At 59.4% G+C, this 15,068-nt stretch carries 16 protein-coding genes; 8 read left to right on the top strand and 8 right to left on the bottom strand.

Annotated elements, in window-relative coordinates; genetic code table 11:
• Positions 1-19 precede the first annotated feature (19 nt).
• Positions 20-2,686 carry a DNA polymerase I gene (polA, locus tag ACSAMP_RS03030; protein WP_457799453.1) on the bottom strand — a complete coding sequence of 889 codons (2,667 nt, stop codon included), beginning with the start codon at positions 2,684-2,686 and terminating at the stop codon, positions 20-22.
• A 147-nt stretch (positions 2,687-2,833) separates the two neighbouring features.
• Between polA and ACSAMP_RS03025 the strand changes: the two genes are divergently transcribed.
• The gene (locus ACSAMP_RS03025; RefSeq protein WP_441795001.1) at positions 2,834-3,106 is read left to right on the top strand and encodes a type II toxin-antitoxin system prevent-host-death family antitoxin; all 273 of its coding nucleotides are present in this window, start codon (positions 2,834-2,836) and stop codon (positions 3,104-3,106) included.
• Positions 3,093-3,401, top strand: a complete 309-nt coding sequence (locus ACSAMP_RS03020) for a type II toxin-antitoxin system RelE/ParE family toxin (protein ID WP_441795002.1) — start codon at positions 3,093-3,095, stop codon at positions 3,399-3,401. Before ACSAMP_RS03025 ends, ACSAMP_RS03020 begins: the two co-directional genes overlap by 14 nt.
• A gap of 54 nt (positions 3,402-3,455) precedes the next feature.
• Here the strand turns inward: ACSAMP_RS03020 and ACSAMP_RS03015 are convergent, their stop codons facing one another.
• From ACSAMP_RS03015 to ACSAMP_RS03005, 3 genes are read right to left on the bottom strand one after another with little or no spacing between them, the layout of a single operon-like run.
• Complete coding sequence (locus tag ACSAMP_RS03015) at positions 3,456-4,046, bottom strand: FMN-dependent NADH-azoreductase (RefSeq protein WP_441795003.1); 591 nt, start codon at positions 4,044-4,046, stop codon at positions 3,456-3,458.
• Between the two features lies 1 nt (position 4,047).
• Positions 4,048-5,052: a pyruvate kinase gene (locus ACSAMP_RS03010; protein ID WP_457799452.1), complete on the bottom strand. Its 1,005-nt coding sequence runs from the start codon at positions 5,050-5,052 to the stop codon at positions 4,048-4,050.
• 32 nt (positions 5,053-5,084) lie between these two features.
• Positions 5,085-5,759 carry a TetR/AcrR family transcriptional regulator gene (locus ACSAMP_RS03005; protein ID WP_457799451.1) on the bottom strand — a complete coding sequence of 225 codons (675 nt, stop codon included), beginning with the start codon at positions 5,757-5,759 and terminating at the stop codon, positions 5,085-5,087.
• Positions 5,760-5,943: 184 nt separating this feature from the next.
• Between ACSAMP_RS03005 and yfbR the strand changes: the two genes are divergently transcribed.
• From yfbR to ACSAMP_RS02985, 4 genes are all read left to right on the top strand, one after another.
• Positions 5,944-6,519, top strand: coding sequence for a 5'-deoxynucleotidase (yfbR, locus tag ACSAMP_RS03000; protein ID WP_441795006.1), 576 nt, complete (start codon positions 5,944-5,946; stop codon positions 6,517-6,519).
• Between the two features lie 51 nt (positions 6,520-6,570).
• Positions 6,571-6,840, top strand: a complete 270-nt coding sequence (locus ACSAMP_RS02995) for an ACT domain-containing protein (protein ID WP_147563360.1) — start codon at positions 6,571-6,573, stop codon at positions 6,838-6,840.
• Positions 6,841-6,855: 15 nt separating this feature from the next.
• Positions 6,856-8,214 carry a PFL family protein gene (locus tag ACSAMP_RS02990; protein ID WP_227146434.1) on the top strand — a complete coding sequence of 453 codons (1,359 nt, stop codon included), beginning with the start codon at positions 6,856-6,858 and terminating at the stop codon, positions 8,212-8,214.
• A gap of 140 nt (positions 8,215-8,354) precedes the next feature.
• The gene (locus ACSAMP_RS02985) at positions 8,355-9,245 is read left to right on the top strand and encodes a prephenate dehydrogenase (RefSeq protein WP_457799450.1); all 891 of its coding nucleotides are present in this window, start codon (positions 8,355-8,357) and stop codon (positions 9,243-9,245) included.
• Between the two features lie 118 nt (positions 9,246-9,363).
• On the opposite strand, the gene ACSAMP_RS02980 is transcribed toward ACSAMP_RS02985, so the two are convergent.
• The 4 genes from ACSAMP_RS02980 to ACSAMP_RS02965 all read right to left on the bottom strand — a co-directional run bounded on the left by ACSAMP_RS02980 (position 9,364) and on the right by ACSAMP_RS02965 (position 11,647).
• Entirely contained in the window at positions 9,364-9,939 is a 576-nt protein-coding gene (locus ACSAMP_RS02980) for a hypothetical protein (protein WP_457799449.1), read from the bottom strand.
• Between the two features lie 103 nt (positions 9,940-10,042).
• A complete protein-coding gene (locus tag ACSAMP_RS02975; RefSeq protein WP_457799448.1) occupies positions 10,043-10,363 on the bottom strand; it encodes a hypothetical protein in 321 nt (106 codons plus the stop codon).
• A gap of 41 nt (positions 10,364-10,404) precedes the next feature.
• Positions 10,405-10,881 carry a hypothetical protein gene (locus tag ACSAMP_RS02970; protein WP_457799447.1) on the bottom strand — a complete coding sequence of 159 codons (477 nt, stop codon included), beginning with the start codon at positions 10,879-10,881 and terminating at the stop codon, positions 10,405-10,407.
• 166 nt (positions 10,882-11,047) lie between these two features.
• Positions 11,048-11,647 carry a recombinase family protein gene (locus ACSAMP_RS02965; RefSeq protein ID WP_457799446.1) on the bottom strand — a complete coding sequence of 200 codons (600 nt, stop codon included), beginning with the start codon at positions 11,645-11,647 and terminating at the stop codon, positions 11,048-11,050.
• Positions 11,648-12,080: 433 nt separating this feature from the next.
• On the opposite strand from ACSAMP_RS02965, the gene ACSAMP_RS02960 reads away from it, so the two are divergent.
• Both ACSAMP_RS02960 and ACSAMP_RS02955 read left to right on the top strand, forming a co-directional pair.
• On the top strand, positions 12,081-13,274 hold the full coding sequence (locus ACSAMP_RS02960; protein ID WP_457799445.1) for a pyridoxal phosphate-dependent aminotransferase: 1,194 nt from the start codon (positions 12,081-12,083) through the stop codon (positions 13,272-13,274).
• Between the two features lie 205 nt (positions 13,275-13,479).
• Positions 13,480-15,009, top strand: coding sequence for a sodium/proline symporter (locus tag ACSAMP_RS02955; RefSeq protein ID WP_457799444.1), 1,530 nt, complete (start codon positions 13,480-13,482; stop codon positions 15,007-15,009).
• Positions 15,010-15,068: the final 59 nt, after the last annotated feature.

The raw sequence follows: 15,068 nt of genomic DNA, 5'->3' as shown, positions 1-15,068 counted from the left end.
CTTTTGTGGTTTTCAGGCGTTAATGGGCGTCGGCCCAGCTCTTCCCGGCGGCGGTGTCGGCCACCAGGGGGACGGGGAGGGAGACCACGGCCTCCATCTCCTCCTTCACCAGGCGCTGGACGGCCTCCGCCTCCTCCTGGGGGCACTCCACGATCAGCTCGTCGTGGACCTGAAGGACCAGGCGGCCCTTCAGCCCCTGGGCCAGCAGCCGGTCCCGCACCCGGATCATGGCCGCCTTGATGACGTCGGCGGCGGTGCCCTGGATGGGGGCGTTCAGGGCCACCCGCTCGCCAAAGGAGCGAGTGTTGAAGTTGGAGGACTTCAGCTCCGGTACCCACCGGCGGCGGGCAAACAGGGTGGTCACATAGCCGTCGGCCTTGGCCCGGGCCACCACGCCGTCCATATAGGCCCGCACCCCGGAATAGTGCTGGAAATACTTCTCCATATACTCTTTGGCCTGGGCCACGGTGACGCCGATGTCCTGGGACAGGGAGAAGGGGGAGATGCCATAGACGATGCCGAAGTTCACCGCCTTGGCGCTGCGGCGCATCTGGGGGGTGACCTCCTCCTGGGGCACGCCGAACACCTGGGAGGCGGTGATCCGGTGGATGTCCTCCCCGGAGTTGAAGCCGTCGATCATGGCCTGGTCCCCGGCCATGCAGGCCAGCAGCCGCAGCTCGATCTGGGAGTAGTCCGCGTCCACCAGCACCCGGCCCGCCGGGGCCACGAACATCTTGCGCAGCTGTGCCCCCAGCTCGGTGCGGATGGGGATATTCTGCAAGTTCGGCTCGGTGGAGGACAGGCGGCCCGTGGCGGTGACGGTGTTCTGGAAACAGGTGTGGATGCGCCCGTCGGGGCCGATGACCTTGCCCAGGCCGTCCACATAGGTGGATTTCAGCTTGGTCAGCTGGCGATAGTCCAAAATCTCCTGGATGATGGGGTGGGAGCCCCGCAGCTTGTCCAGCACGTCGGCGTTGGTGGAATAGCCCGTCTTGGTCTTCTTCACCGGAGGCAGCCCCAACTGATCGAATAAAATGCGGCCCAACTGCTGGGTGGAGTTGATGTTGAACTCCTCCCCCGCCAGGTCGAAGATGTTTTTCTGCACGGTCTGGATGCTCACGGAGAGCATGTCCCCAAACTGGGCCAGGGCTTTGCGGTCCACCAGAAAGCCCTCCGTCTCCATCTCCGCCAGCACGGGGCACAGGGGCAGCTCCACGGTCTGATACAGCTCCCACATCCCCAGCTCCTTCAGCCGCTGGGTCAGGGTGTCCACCAGCGCGCCGATCAGGGCGCAGTGGGAGGTGATGGCCCCGCAGGACACGGCCAGGTCGGCCAGGGGGCCGAAGGCCCCATCGGCGAGATAGTCGGCGGCCTTGGGGAACTGGTGGTTATAATAGGTCAGGCCCAGCTTCTCCAGATCGTAGCTGCCGTCGGCGGGGGCCAGGAGATAGGCGGCCACCTCCGTGTCGAAGACAAAGCCGCCGGGGGCGATGCCCTCCGCCAGCAGGGCGCGGCACAGGGCCTTCACCCCGTGGGAAGCCTTTTTGACGTCGGGGGCGAACAGCCCCTTCAAAAAGTCGTTATAGCAGTCCAGGCTGTCCGCCCGGAAGATGGCGGCGTGGCTCTCCTCCGGGGACAGCCAGCACTCCACGCACACCACGTCCAGGCTGGACAGGGCCAGCACGTCCACCCGCTCCTTGGTGCGCCACAGGGCCAGCAGCTCCTCCATCCGCGCCCGGTCCGTGACCGTCTCGCTGGTGCAGGTACAGGGGAGGTCCGCCGTCTCCTCCGCCTGGCCCTCCCCCTGGGGGGCGGTGAGGTGGTATTTGTCGATGAGCTTGGCAAACTCCAGGTCTAAAAATAGCTGATAGAGCTTCGGCTCGTCGGGCTTCTGGCACAGGTTGTCCTCGGGCTTGAAGTCGATGGGCGCGTCGGTGTGGATGGTGGCCAGGTCATAGGACATGCGGGCGTCTTTCTCGCCCTCGGCCAGCTTTTTCCGGGCGGCGGGCTTTACGTCCATCTGGTCTAAGTTGGCATACAGCCCATCGATGGAGGGCTGCTGGGCCAGCAGGGCCATGGCCGTCTTCTCCCCGATGCCCTTCACCCCGGGGATGTTGTCCGAGGCGTCCCCCATCAGGGCCTTCAGGTCGATGATGTGGATGGGATCGAAGCCATAGGCCTCCCGAAAGGTCTCCGGGGTCATGTCCTTGGTGGTGGTGCGGCCCATGCGGGTGGACACCAGCTTTACGGTGGTGTGGTCGGTGACCAGCTGGAGGGAATCTTTATCCCCGGTGACGATGACCGTGTCCCACCCGGCGCGCTCGTCCGTCTTGGCGATGGTGCCAATCAGGTCGTCGGCCTCCCAGCCGTCCAGCTCGTACATGGGGATGTTCAGGGCGGAGAGGACCTCTTTCAGAATGGGCATCTGACTGGCCAGCTCCTCGGGCATGGGCTTGCGCTGGGCCTTATAGCCCTCGTAGGCCAGGTGGCGGAAGGTGGGGGCCTTGCGGTCAAAAGTGACGCACAGGGCCTGGGGCTGCTCCTCGTCCAGCAGCTTGTTCAGGATATTCAAAAAGCCAAACACGGCGTTGGTGGGCTGGCCCGTCCGGGTGGTCAGGTTCGAGCTCACGCCGTAAAAGGCCCGGTTGACGATGGAGTTGCCGTCCAGGACCATCAGCTTGTTCATGTTGCGCTCCCCTCTGCCCGGCATCCCGGGCGGTGATTCAAGAGTCAGTATATCAGTATTTGCGAAAACAGGCAAGGAAAACAGGGCTTCTCATATTTCTCAAAGCATGATAGAATACTATCAGTAAAACGATAGGAGGTGTGGGACATGAACTTAAAGCCGTCCACTGCCCTGAGAAACGACTATCCCCAGGTGGCCGCCCTGGCCAAGGAATCGGGCCAGCCCATCGTCATCACCAACAAGGGGGAGGCCGACCTTGTGGTGATGAGCGTAGACGCCTATGAGCGGCGGGAGCGAGAGCTGGAGCACCGGGCCAGCATTCTGGAGGCGGAGTTCTCCCGCCTGTCCGGCGCGCCCACCCTGAGCATTGAAGAGGTCCGGGCGCGGCTGGAGGAGAAGTATACCCATGGGCAAGTATAAGGTGGAGATCCTCCTGGCCGCCTGGCAGGACATTGACCGCATCTCCGACGTCTATCTTCGCCTGGCCGGGGCCGCGTCGGCCAAAAAGATCACCGACGCCCTGCTGGATACCCTGGCCCGCCTGGGAGACTTCCCCTATATGGGCGCCCAGCACCCCGACCCGGAGCTGGCCCGCCGGGAGTTCCGCAAGGTCCTGTGCGGCGACCTGGTCTGTGTCTACAAGGTCATCGGCCAAAGCGTCTTCGTCTATCGCGTGGTCAACGGCAGGACCGACTATCCCCAGCTGCTGAAATAAAAACAAAAACATCCCGCCCCGCAGAAGAGGATCTCTGCGGAGCGGGATGTTTGGTTACAGCGCCTTGGCCAGCTTATCAAGCGCTTCTTTTGCCCGGTCCAGAATGGCATTTACATCGTTGCCCTGGACGTCCAGGTTTTCGGCGGTGACGCAGTGGGTGCGGCGGATGCCCAGCATGCTGGACAGGGCCTTCAGATAGTCATAGCCGAAGTTTTTCCCCTGGATGGGGCCGCCGCCGGTGGTGATGAAGATCAGGTCGGCGCACCGGGACAGGCCCTCCTGCTTGCCCCCGTCGGTATAGCGGAAGGTCACGTTGTTCAGGCTGGCCCACTCCAGATAGACCTTCAGGGCGGCGGGGAAGGTCAGGTCCCAATAGGGGGCGCCGATGACGATGACGTCCGCCCCGGCCACCTCCCGGGCGGGGGAGAGGAGGGGATCGTCCGGCTGGGTGACGGGCCATTCCTCCCGCTGGTCGGACAGGGGGCCGGTGAGCTGGGGCAGGTCCCCGGCGGTCAGGTCCCGATGGACCAGCTGGAACTCCGGGTGGGTCTTTAGATACTCGTCAATGAAGTGGCGGCACAGGCCGTAGGTGCGGGACTGCTCATGGCCCCGCATACAGGCGTCCACAAATAAAAGGGTTTTCATATCAAGTCTCCTCTTGCGTTTGCATCTCTTCCATGTCCCGCATGGCGCACCGGGCGGTTTTGGCCAGATAGGTCATGGCCTCCACCGGGTGCTTGCCGATGGCGGTCTCGCCGGTGAGCATCAGGGCGGCGGCCCCGTCCAGCACCCCGTTATAGATGTCGGCCACCTCCGCCCGGGTGGGCACGGGGTTCTCCTGCATGGACCACAGCAGCTGGGTCACCAGGCAGAAGGGTTTTCCCGCCTCCCGGCACCGGCGGGCGATGCGCTTTTGCACCCCCGGAAGTTTCCACAGGGGCATAGTATTCCCCAGGTCGCCCCGGGCGATGCACAGCCGGTCGGCGGCGGACAGAATTTCGTCCAGCCGTTCCACCCCCTGGCGGCTTTCGATCTTGGCCATGATGGGGATGTTCAGGCCCCGCTGGTCCAGAGCCTGACGGAGGTTCTCCACATCTTTCCGTCCCCGGACAAAGGGCTGCATGACGCAGGTCACGCCCAGCTCCCCGGCCAGGTCCAGATTGGCCAGGTCCTCCCGGGTGAGGGTGGGGGCGGGGGTGTCCACCCCCAGTACCGCCAGGCTCTTCCGGCTGAGCAGCGTTCCGCCCCGCAGCACCCGGCACAGCAGCACCGAGTGGCTGGCCCGGCGGACCTCCAGCAGCATGGCGCTGTCGTCCAGAGAGATCTTGCGCCCCGGCTGGGCCATATCCAGCACCGTGTCTGGCACCGGAATGCCCCCGTCTCCCAGCAGCACGTCCTTCCCCTCCCGCAGGTCGATGGGATAGGGCAGTTGACCCACCCGCAGCTCCGGCCCCTGGAGGTCGATCATCAACTGGGGGGCGACCCCGGCGGCCCGGGCGGCGGGGAAAAAGCGGCTCTCCAGCAGGGGGCGGCACTGGGCCAGGGAGGTGTGGGACAGGTTCAGCCGGATGCCGGTCATCCCGGCCCGGAACATCTGCTCCAGCGTCTCCCGCTTCTGACAGGCGGCGCCGAGGGTGGCGTAAAATTCCATGGACGCTTTTCTCCTATTACAACAAATTTTGGTCAGCCCAGCGGCTGGCCGGGCTTCTTTTTGCAGTATAGCACAGCGCTGTGGAAAAGAAAAGGGCCGCCCGGGGAAGTTATTGCCCCGCCTTGGCCCGGAAGCCCTGAAAGAACATGGGCATCATGGTCTGGCCATATTCGCCGCAGGGAATAGCCCCCGCCGGACAGGCACCAGTCATAGATCAGCGCCCGCTCGCACAGGGCATAGACCCGGACCATCTCGCTCACCGTCACGTCCCCCCGCAGCTGCCCCCGCTGCTGGCCCTGGAGGACGATCTGCCGCAGGAGCTTATAATAGGTCCGGTTGTGGTCCAGCAGGTGCTTGTCCCCCCGGGTGATGAGCTGGGAGGAGTACAGCCGGGCCAGCAGGTCCAGGGAGATGGAGTTCTCGATCATAGCGAACAGCTCTCGGTTTAAATACATCAGCTGGTCAAAGCAGTCCATGTCCGGGTCCATGGTCTCCATCAGCTCCTCATACTTCTGGTCGAACAGAAAGGACACGGAGGAGAGCAGGGCGTCCTTCCCCTCGAAATAGTGATAGAAGGACCCACGGGAGGTGCCCGAGTCCCGGATGATCTCGTCCACGGTGGTGTCGTCATAGCCCTGCTGATAGAACAGCCGCCAGGCGGCCTGGATGATCCGCCCCTTGGTGTTCCGTGTGTTTTTCTTTCCCATGAAATGGCCCTCCCCCATGTGCGTGCCGGATGCGTTTGCTCCCATTATCCGCAATTTTTTTGCCGCCGTCAACTCCTTGTCGGTTGATTTCCGGCTGACTTTCCGATTTACATTCCCGGGGCGCTGTGGTAAAATGTCTGCTAAAGCAGTCTGACGCTGTTTTTTCACGAAAGGGGGCCGCGCCATGTCCGGCAGCTTTTTCCCCATGATCGCCCGGATGCGCTATATCAACCGCTGGGGTCTGATGCGCAACACGGACGTGGAGAACATCCAGGAGCACTCCCACATGGTGGCCGTGCTGGCCCACGCCCTGGCCGTCATCCAGAACCGCTATTTCGGCCCCCAGATCGACCCGGGCCAGGCGGCGGTGGCGGCCCTGTATCACGACGCCAGCGAAATTTTGACCGGCGACATGCCCACCCCCATCAAATATGACAACCCGGCCATCCAGCAGGCCTATAAACAGGTGGAGTCGGTGGCCGAGGAGAAGCTGCTGTCCATGCTCCCCGACGACCTGCGGGAGGAGTTTCGCCCCGCCATCACCATCCCGGACGAGAACATCCGGGCGGTGGTCAAGGCGGCGGACAAGCTGTCGGCCTATCTCAAGTGTGTGGAGGAGGTCAAGGGCGGCAATCTGGAGTTTAAAAAGGCCAAGGAGCAGACCTACGCCGCCCTCTGCCGCGACCCCATCCCCGCCCTGCAATATTTCATGGATAACTTTTTGGAGGGCTTTTCTTTAACATTGGACGAGCTGAGCTAATATACGATATTGTCAAATCATGATTTTATAAACAGAAAGGAACATCCCGTTATGAAAGCCATTGTTACCGTTATCGGCAAGGACCGGGTGGGCATCACCGCCGCTGTGTGTGCCCTGCTGGCCCAGCACAACATCAACATTCTGGACATCAGCCAGACCGTGCTCCAGGACTATTTCACCATGGTCATGCTGGTGGACACCGCCGCCTGCACCGCCTCCATCGGCGAGATGGCCGACCTGCTGGAGCAGGCGGGCAAGGAGCAGGAGCTGTCCATCCGCATCCAGCGGGAGGACATCTTCAACGCCATGCACCGCATCTGATACAGGAGGTTCTTTATGCTCAATCAACACGAGATCATGCAGACCATCCAGATGATCGACCAGCAGCATCTGGATGTGCGTACCATCACCATGGGCATCTCCCTGCTGTCCTGCGCCCACAGCGACGTGAAGGTGGCCTGCGACAAGGTCTACGATAAAATTACCCGCTACGCCGAAAAGCTGGTGGCCACCGGCGAGGCCATCGAAAAGGAGTTCGGCATCCCCATCGTCAACAAGCGCATCTCCGTCACCCCCATCGCCCTGGTGGCCGCCGCCTCTGACACGGACAACTACACCCCCTTCGCCCAGGCCATGGACCGGGCGGCCCACACCTGCGGGGTGAACTTCATCGGCGGCTTCTCCGCCCTGGTGCAGAAGGGCATGACCGACGCCGACCGCAAGCTCATCGCGTCTATCCCCGAGGCCCTGTCCACCACCGACATCGTCTGCGCCAGCGTGAACGTGGGCTCCACCAAGGCCGGCATCGACATGGACGCCGTGGCCCTGATGGGCCGGACCATCAAAGATCTGGCCAACAGGACCGCCGACAAGGGCGGCTTTGGCTGTGCCAAGCTGGTGGTCTTCTGCAACGCCGTGGAGGACAACCCCTTCATGGCCGGTGCGTTCCACGGCGTGGGCGAGCCGGAGCGGGTCATCAACGTGGGCGTCTCCGGCCCCGGTGTGGTCCACCACGCCCTCCAGGCCGTGAAGGGCCAGCCCTTCGACGTGGTGGCTGAGACCATCAAGAAGACCGCCTTCCGCATCACCCGCATGGGCCAGTTGGTGGCTCAGGAGGCAAGCCGCCGCCTGGACACCCCCTTCGGCATCGTGGACCTGTCCCTGGCCCCCACCCCCGCCGTGGGCGACAGCGTGGCCCGCATCCTGGAGGAGATGGGTCTGGAGGTCTGCGGCACCCACGGCACCACCGCCGCCCTGGCTCTGCTCAACGACGCGGTGAAGAAGGGCGGCGTGATGGCCTCCTCCTCTGTGGGCGGCCTGTCCGGCGCCTTCATCCCCGTCAGCGAGGACGAGGGCATGATCGCCGCCGCCGCCTCCGGCGCCCTGACCCTGGACAAGCTGGAGGCCATGACCTGCGTGTGCTCCGTGGGCCTGGACATGATTGCCGTCCCCGGCGACACCTCTGCAGAGACCCTGTCCGCCATCATCGCCGACGAGGCGGCCATCGGCATGGTGAACACCAAGACCACCGCCGTGCGCCTGATCCCCGCCCCCGGCTGTAAGGTTGGCGACACGGTGGAGTTCGGCGGCCTGCTGGGTTCCGCCCCCGTGCAGCCCGTCCACCCCTTCTCCGCCCACGACTTCATCGCCCGCGGCGGCCGCATCCCCGCGCCCATGCAGAGCTTGAAGAACTGATATCATGCATCCCTGCGCCCCGCCGGAGCGTACAAAACTCCGGCGGGGCGCATGTTCTTTCTCTTGACTTCAACGGGTAAATGTGTTAAAGTGTTCCCGATAACCGGTCAACACCGGGCCGGGGAAAAGAGGAATCACTTATGAGCAGACACATTGTCATCGTGGGACTGGGCCTGATCGGCGGCTCTATGGCCAAGGCCCTGCGCGGTTTTGAAGATTTTGATTTGATCGGCGTGGACGTGAGCGAGCCCACCCTGCGCTATGCCCTGGAGCAGGACATTGTGGACCGGGTGGAGCCAGACCCGGCCAAAGCCCTGGCGGAGGGGGACCTGGTGTTCCTGTGCCTGCACCCCCAGGGCATCGTGGACTTTATGGCCGAGCACCGGGACCACTTCAAGCCCGGGGCCATGGTCACCGACGTGTGCGGTGTGAAGGGCGCGATCTTCGAGGGGGCCAAGGTCCTGCCCGACACCGTGTCCTTCGTGGGCGGACACCCCATGGCGGGCACCGAGTTCTCCGGCATCCAGCACGCCCTGGTCAACATGTTCCACGGGGCCCACTATATCCTCACGCCAAACGACCAGTCCCGCCCGGAGCACGTGGCCCTGATGGAGCGCCTGGCCGTCCACATCGGCTGCGCCAACATCGTCAAGACCACGCCGGAAAACCACGACGCCATCATCGCCTACACCAGCCAGATGATGCACATCATCGCCGTGGCCGTGTGCGATGACCCCAGCCTGTTCCAGTATCAGGGCTTCGAGGGGGACTCCTTCCGGGGCTGTACCCGGGTGGCCGCCCTGGATGTGCCACTGTGGACCCAGCTGTTCACCATGAATTCCAAGGCCCTGGGCAGCGCCCTGGAGGAGCTGGAGGGCAACATCCGCACCTACCGCCAGGCCATCGAAGCCGGGGACACCACGACCCTGGTGGAAAAGCTGTCCTATTCCGCCGCCCGCAAACGGAAAATGAACCGCCTGGAAATTGAGACCGGAGCCGTGGGGCGGGAGGGGAAGAAACCGAAGATGTAAAATTGTGATAGGATATAAGACAGCCCGGACGACCAAACCGTCGTCCGGGCTGTCTGGCTGACGGAGCGCATATACTCCCAACAGAAGAGTGTGAAAGTGCGCCCTTACCAAGGAAATTTTAATTCTGCGTCTTTTTATACTCGCACTCGCCGTTTTCAATTAAATCAATCCATTTAATCAAAGTGCTTTTTCGCAGAATCATTCTTGCTGATACTTTTAATTGGGTAGAATTCTTTTTTGGTTGAACGTCCTCAAGAACAAATACACATTCTCCGTCAATATCAACCATGTTCAACCGACAGTGTGCAAATGCATTTCTGATATGGTAGAATACACTTAGAAACTGATTTCTCTGATTATCATAGATACAGATTCTTTCACGAGAAAAATCAGATGGAAATGTTTCTTTCAAATCCGCTTTCTCTAAGGCTACATCCATTTCATCATACCCTTTAGCCGAGTAAATCAGTTCATGTGATGTTGCTGCTTGGCGAAGTTGTTTATTCAAATAATACGGTTTCCTCCAAGGGGTATTCCAACCATATTCAATTAGCGTTTTCCCCATTGAGGATAAATTGGAGCACGGAGAATGAAAGACGAAAAAAATTACAATCCTAAATAAATCTTGATTATTGAAATGTTCCGGTGCAATCCACCTTATCCAAGAGGGGTTACGATCAGAAATTGTAGCCATATAGTGTTCCTATTCTGCAAAAAACTTTTCCTAAATAGCATTATAACTTCGGAGTTTACTTCTTTATATCAAACTCATCTTGAGTTATCTTAATGTTTTTTCGTTAACTATTACTAACAAGCGCAAGACCAATTAAAAACGAAATTGTTCCTCCAATAGTAATTGCATTGAATACTTCAAAACTGCCAGAAGATATAAGGAACATTGATATAACATCCGCAACGATACCTATGATGATTAAAAAGGCACCAAACGCTTTTATTGATGTTCCATCGTTTGTTGATGAGTTTTCATCAAGTTTTTCCTGCATCTTCTTTCGAACCTCTGGTTGTATATCCGTGTCAGCGATTGTCGCACCACAATACATACATATAAGACTTTTTCCATCGATCTCATGTCCGCATTTTTTGCAGAGTTTTTCCATCACTTCACCCCCGTGTTTCTGTTATCTTCTCATGATGTTTTTTAGAGTTTGCAGATATCCCCCCAACTATCTTTTAATGCTGCGTTTGCCAGCATCCCCAGTAGTGTCACGCCGCTTGTTTTGAGTTCTTGGAGTGCTCTTGTAATTTTTCCATTTTCGTCAACAACCAACCTGATTTTCTGTCGCAACATTGCACCATACGAGTTTGGTGCATCAATATATGTGTCAATATAGGTGCATTGATTTTCTTTAGCATCGAATTTCAGAGTCCCTTTGACGATCATATCAGTAGTTAATTCGGGCCATTTACAGGAGGCAGGTGATTTGAACGCATTGATAATATGATTAGAGAAAACCTCATCATATTGAATTTCTAACGGACTTTTTTCCTTTGGAGCTACCGCCGGAACCCCAGATCCGTTCAGTGCAGACACTACATTCGCAAATTCTTCTGTGGTTAAAATACCTTGCTGCATGAGATTTGTAAGAGCATTCATCTTCTCAGACATTGTTACCATGTTAATTTCTCTCCTTCGATTTTTTATTGTGTACTTTTACAAATCAGTAAAATCAAGGGAACTATATCCCAAAATCCTATTGCAAATAGCATAAAAGCGTGTTAAACTGAATTTGTTGAAAAGGAGGGCATAAATTTATAAAAGTACACTTTTCCAAACTTTCCACTCACTTTTCCCCCTCCTCAAACTTCCTTGCTTTGGCGTAAAATGTCCCCACCGGCATTCCGCAGGCTTCGGCGGCCTGGCGGAGTGTTATTTTTTTATCCCGCCATTTTTTGTGGACGGCGTGGAAATTTTCCGGCAGGACGGCGGGGGGACGGCCAAATTTTACGCCCCTGGCTTTGGCGGCGGCGATGCCCTCGGCCTGGCGTTTTTTGATGTTCTCCCGTTCGTTCTGGGCCACGAAGGACAAAATTTGCAGCACCAAATCGGCGATGAAGGTGCCCAGCAGGTCCTTTCCCTGGCGGGTGTCCAGCAGGGGCATGTCGATGACGCAGATGTCCACGGCTTTTTCTTTTGTCAGCACCCGCCACTGGTTCTGCACCTCCTCATAGTTGCGCCCCAGCCGGTCAATGCTCAGCACATAGACCAGGTCACCGGGCCGCAGCCGCCGCAGCAGCCGGGCGTAGGCCGGGCGGTGGAAGTCCTTGCCCGACTGCTTGTCGATGAACATCCGCTCCCGGGGGACGCCCCGCTCCGCCATGGCCCGCCGCTGCCGGTCCTCGTTCTGATCCAGGGTAGACACCCGAATGTATCCGTATTCCATATGATCTAACCTCCCTCTTCATCTTAAAAGATAAAATGGAGGTCCGTTGTACGGGGACGTACATCTTAAAATCGGGATATTTTTTGAACCGATACGCAGATATTTTCGACAACGATTTAAAAACGGGGGTGCTTTTTAAACCATTTCTGCGTGTATGGCAGAACGATTCAAAAATGGCACTGTTTTTTAAATCATATTTGTACGTGGAGCGGAACGATTCAAAATCGGCGTCGTTTTTTGAATCATATCGGCGCATACGGCTCGACGATTTAAAATGACCCCCATTTTTTGAATCGTTATCGCAAAAACGACGCTCGGAAAAAATATACTCCCAAGTTATCAAGTTTTTGTTGCAAGGTGTCCATTGACTTTCATTCTCTATCGTGCTAGTGTATAGAAAACCAACGCGAAAAATATTTGGGAGATGGTCAGGATGCTGTCAAAACGCTATGTGGATATGCTGTCGGAAAAGGACATTATTTTCGAGATCGCCGGGATGGCCAAGCGCCGCGCCCAGGAGATCGGCGAGGAGAATGTGTATAACTTCAGCCTGGGCAACCCCTCGGTGCCCGCGCCGGAGGCGGTGAACCAGACCATCCATGACATCCTGAACGACACCCCCACCCTTCAGATCCACAGCTATGGCCCCAGCGCCGGGCTGCCCCAGGTCCGCGCACAGCTGGCCCAGTCCCTGAACCGCCGGTTCGGCATGGACTATCGGCCCGAGCACCTGTTCATGGCCAGCGGTGCGGCGGGGGCCCTGGGCCACGCCCTGCGGGCGGTGACCGAGCCGGGGGACGAGATCATCGTCTTTGCCCCCTATTTCCCCGAGTACCGCCCCTATGTCCAGGGGGCCGGGCTGCGCCTGTCGGTGGTCCCGGCGGACGTGGACTCCTTCCAGATCAACTTTCAGGCCCTGGAGGAGCGCCTGAACCCCGCCGTCACCGCGGTGCTGGTGAACTCCCCCAACAACCCCTCGGGCATGGTGCTGTCCTCCGCCACCCTGACGCGGCTGGCCGCCCTGCTGGAAGAGAAGCAGCACCAGTTCGGCCACCCCATCTATCTCATCTCCGACGAGCCCTATCGGGAGCTGCTGTTCACCGGGACAGAGGAGACCTACCCCGCCCGGTTCTATGACAACACCATCACCTGCTACTCCTTCTCCAAGTCCCTGTCCCTGCCGGGGGAGCGCATTGGCTATCTGGCGGTGAACCCCAAGGCGGAGCAGGCCCTGACCATCGCGGAGGTGTGCCCTCAGGTCTCCCGGACCATCGGCTGCAACGGCACCTCCACCCTGATGCAGCTGACGGTGGGCCGCTGCGCCGACCTGACCAGCCAGCTGGAGGTGTATGAGCGGAACAAGGACCGGCTGTTCGCCGCCCTGACGGAGTATGGCTTCTCCTGCGTGGAGCCGGGGGGCAGCTTCTATATGTTCCCCCGGTCTCTGGAGCCGGACGACGTGGCCTTCTGCAAAAAAGCCACGGAGCTGGACCTGTTCCTGGTGCCCGGCACGGCCTTCGGCTGCCCCGGCCACTTCCGCCTGGCCTATTGCGTGCCCGAGGAGCGGGTCACCGTGGCCCTGCCCAAATTCAAGCAGCTGGCGGAGCTGTATCAGAAGAAGGACTGAAATATTTTCTTTGTCCTAGTTTCAAATCGAATTTCAGTACGGTTAAAAAATGCTGTGATATCAAGTGTTCAAATAATTAAAGCAGAACAAAGTACAGAATTCAGTCTGTACTTTGTTCTGTATTTTATTTCAGAAATTTGTGTGCTATAATGAAGAAACCGTGCCGCCGGATGTGTGCCGGGGGCAGAGCAAGAGGAGGAGAGATATGACTACCATACAAATGATCATCATGGGTACCATCATCCTGTACCTGTGTATGGTGATCTTCACCGGCGTGATGATCGGACGCCGGTCTAAGAAGAGTTCCGAGGGCTTTTACCTGGGCGGACGGGGCATGGGCCCCCTGGTCACCGCCATGAGCGCCGAGGCCTCGGACATGAGTAGCTATCTGCTCATGGGCATCCCGGGCCTTGCCTATCTCAGCGGCGTGGCCGACGCCAGCTGGACCGCCATCGGTCTGGTGGCGGGCACCTATCTGAACTTTCTGCTGGTGGCCCGCCGTCTGCGGCGGTACAGCGTCCACCTGGACGCCATCACCATCCCCAGCTTTATCTCCAAGCGCTATGGGGAGAAGAAGCCCGTCATCATGGGCATCTCCGCCGTTATCATCCTGGTGTTCTTCGTGCCCTATGTGGCCTCCGGTCTGGCGGCCATCGGCAAGCTGTTCAACAGCCTGTTCGGCTGGAACTACATGGTGGCTGTGATCGTGGGGGCCATCGTCATCATCAGCTATACCTCCGTGGGCGGCTTCAGCGCTGTGGCCACCATGGACCTCATTCAGTCCATCATCATGACGGTGGCCCTGGCCATCATCGTGGTCTTCGGCGTGGTCCAGGCCGGGGGCATGGACGCCGTGCTGGAGCACGCCCGCAGCCTGCCCGGCTTCCTGCGCTTTGACCAGACCTATAACGCCGCTACCGGCGCCGCCGAGCCCTATGGCGTCATCCGCATCGTGTCTATGCTGGCCTGGGGCCTGGGCTACTTCGGCATGCCCCACATCCTGGTGCGCTTTATGGCCATCCGCCACGAGGACGAGCTGAAGCTCTCCCGCCGCATCGCCGCCAGCTGGGTGGTCATCTCCATGGCCGTGGCCGTGTTTATCGGCATCGTGGGTCACGCCGTGTCCAACGTGGGCCGCATCCCTGCCCTGGAGGGCAGCGCCACCGAGACGGTCATCGTCCGCCTGGCCGACCTGCTGTCCAGCTATGGCATCCTGCCCGCCGTCGTCGCCGGGTGCATCCTGGCCGGTATCCTGGCGGCGACGATGTCCACCGCCGACTCTCAGCTGCTGGCCGCCTCCTCCGCCTTTTCGGAGAACGTGCTCCAGGACCTGTTCGGCGTGAAGCTGACCCCCAAGCAGAACATGCTGGCCGCCCGGCTGACGGTGGTGGTCATCGCCTTTATCGCCATCTTCCTGGCCGCCGACCCCAACAGCAACGTGTTCAAGATCGTCTCCTTCGCCTGGGCGGGCTTTGGCGCCACCTTCGGCCCCACCATGCTGTGCGCCCTGTTCTGGCGGCGGAGCAACCGCCAGGGCATCATGGCCGGTCTGATCGTGGGCGGCGTGATGATCTTTGTGTGGAAGTTCCTGGTGGCCCCTATCGGCGGCATCTTCAACATCTATGAGCTGCTGCCCGCCTTCCTGTGCGCCCTGTGCGCCATCGTCGTGGTCTCTCTGGCGACTCCCGCGCCGGAGAAGGAGATCACCGACATGTTCGACAGCTACAACACCTGAGCGCCATCCCTAAACCACAAAAAGAAGCCGCGCAGACGAGCCAGTTTGGCTTGCCTGCG

The sequence above is a fragment of the Flintibacter sp. SJQ-8 genome, assembly GCF_054108085.1.
This window is presented reverse-complemented; position numbering and strand designations above follow the sequence as displayed.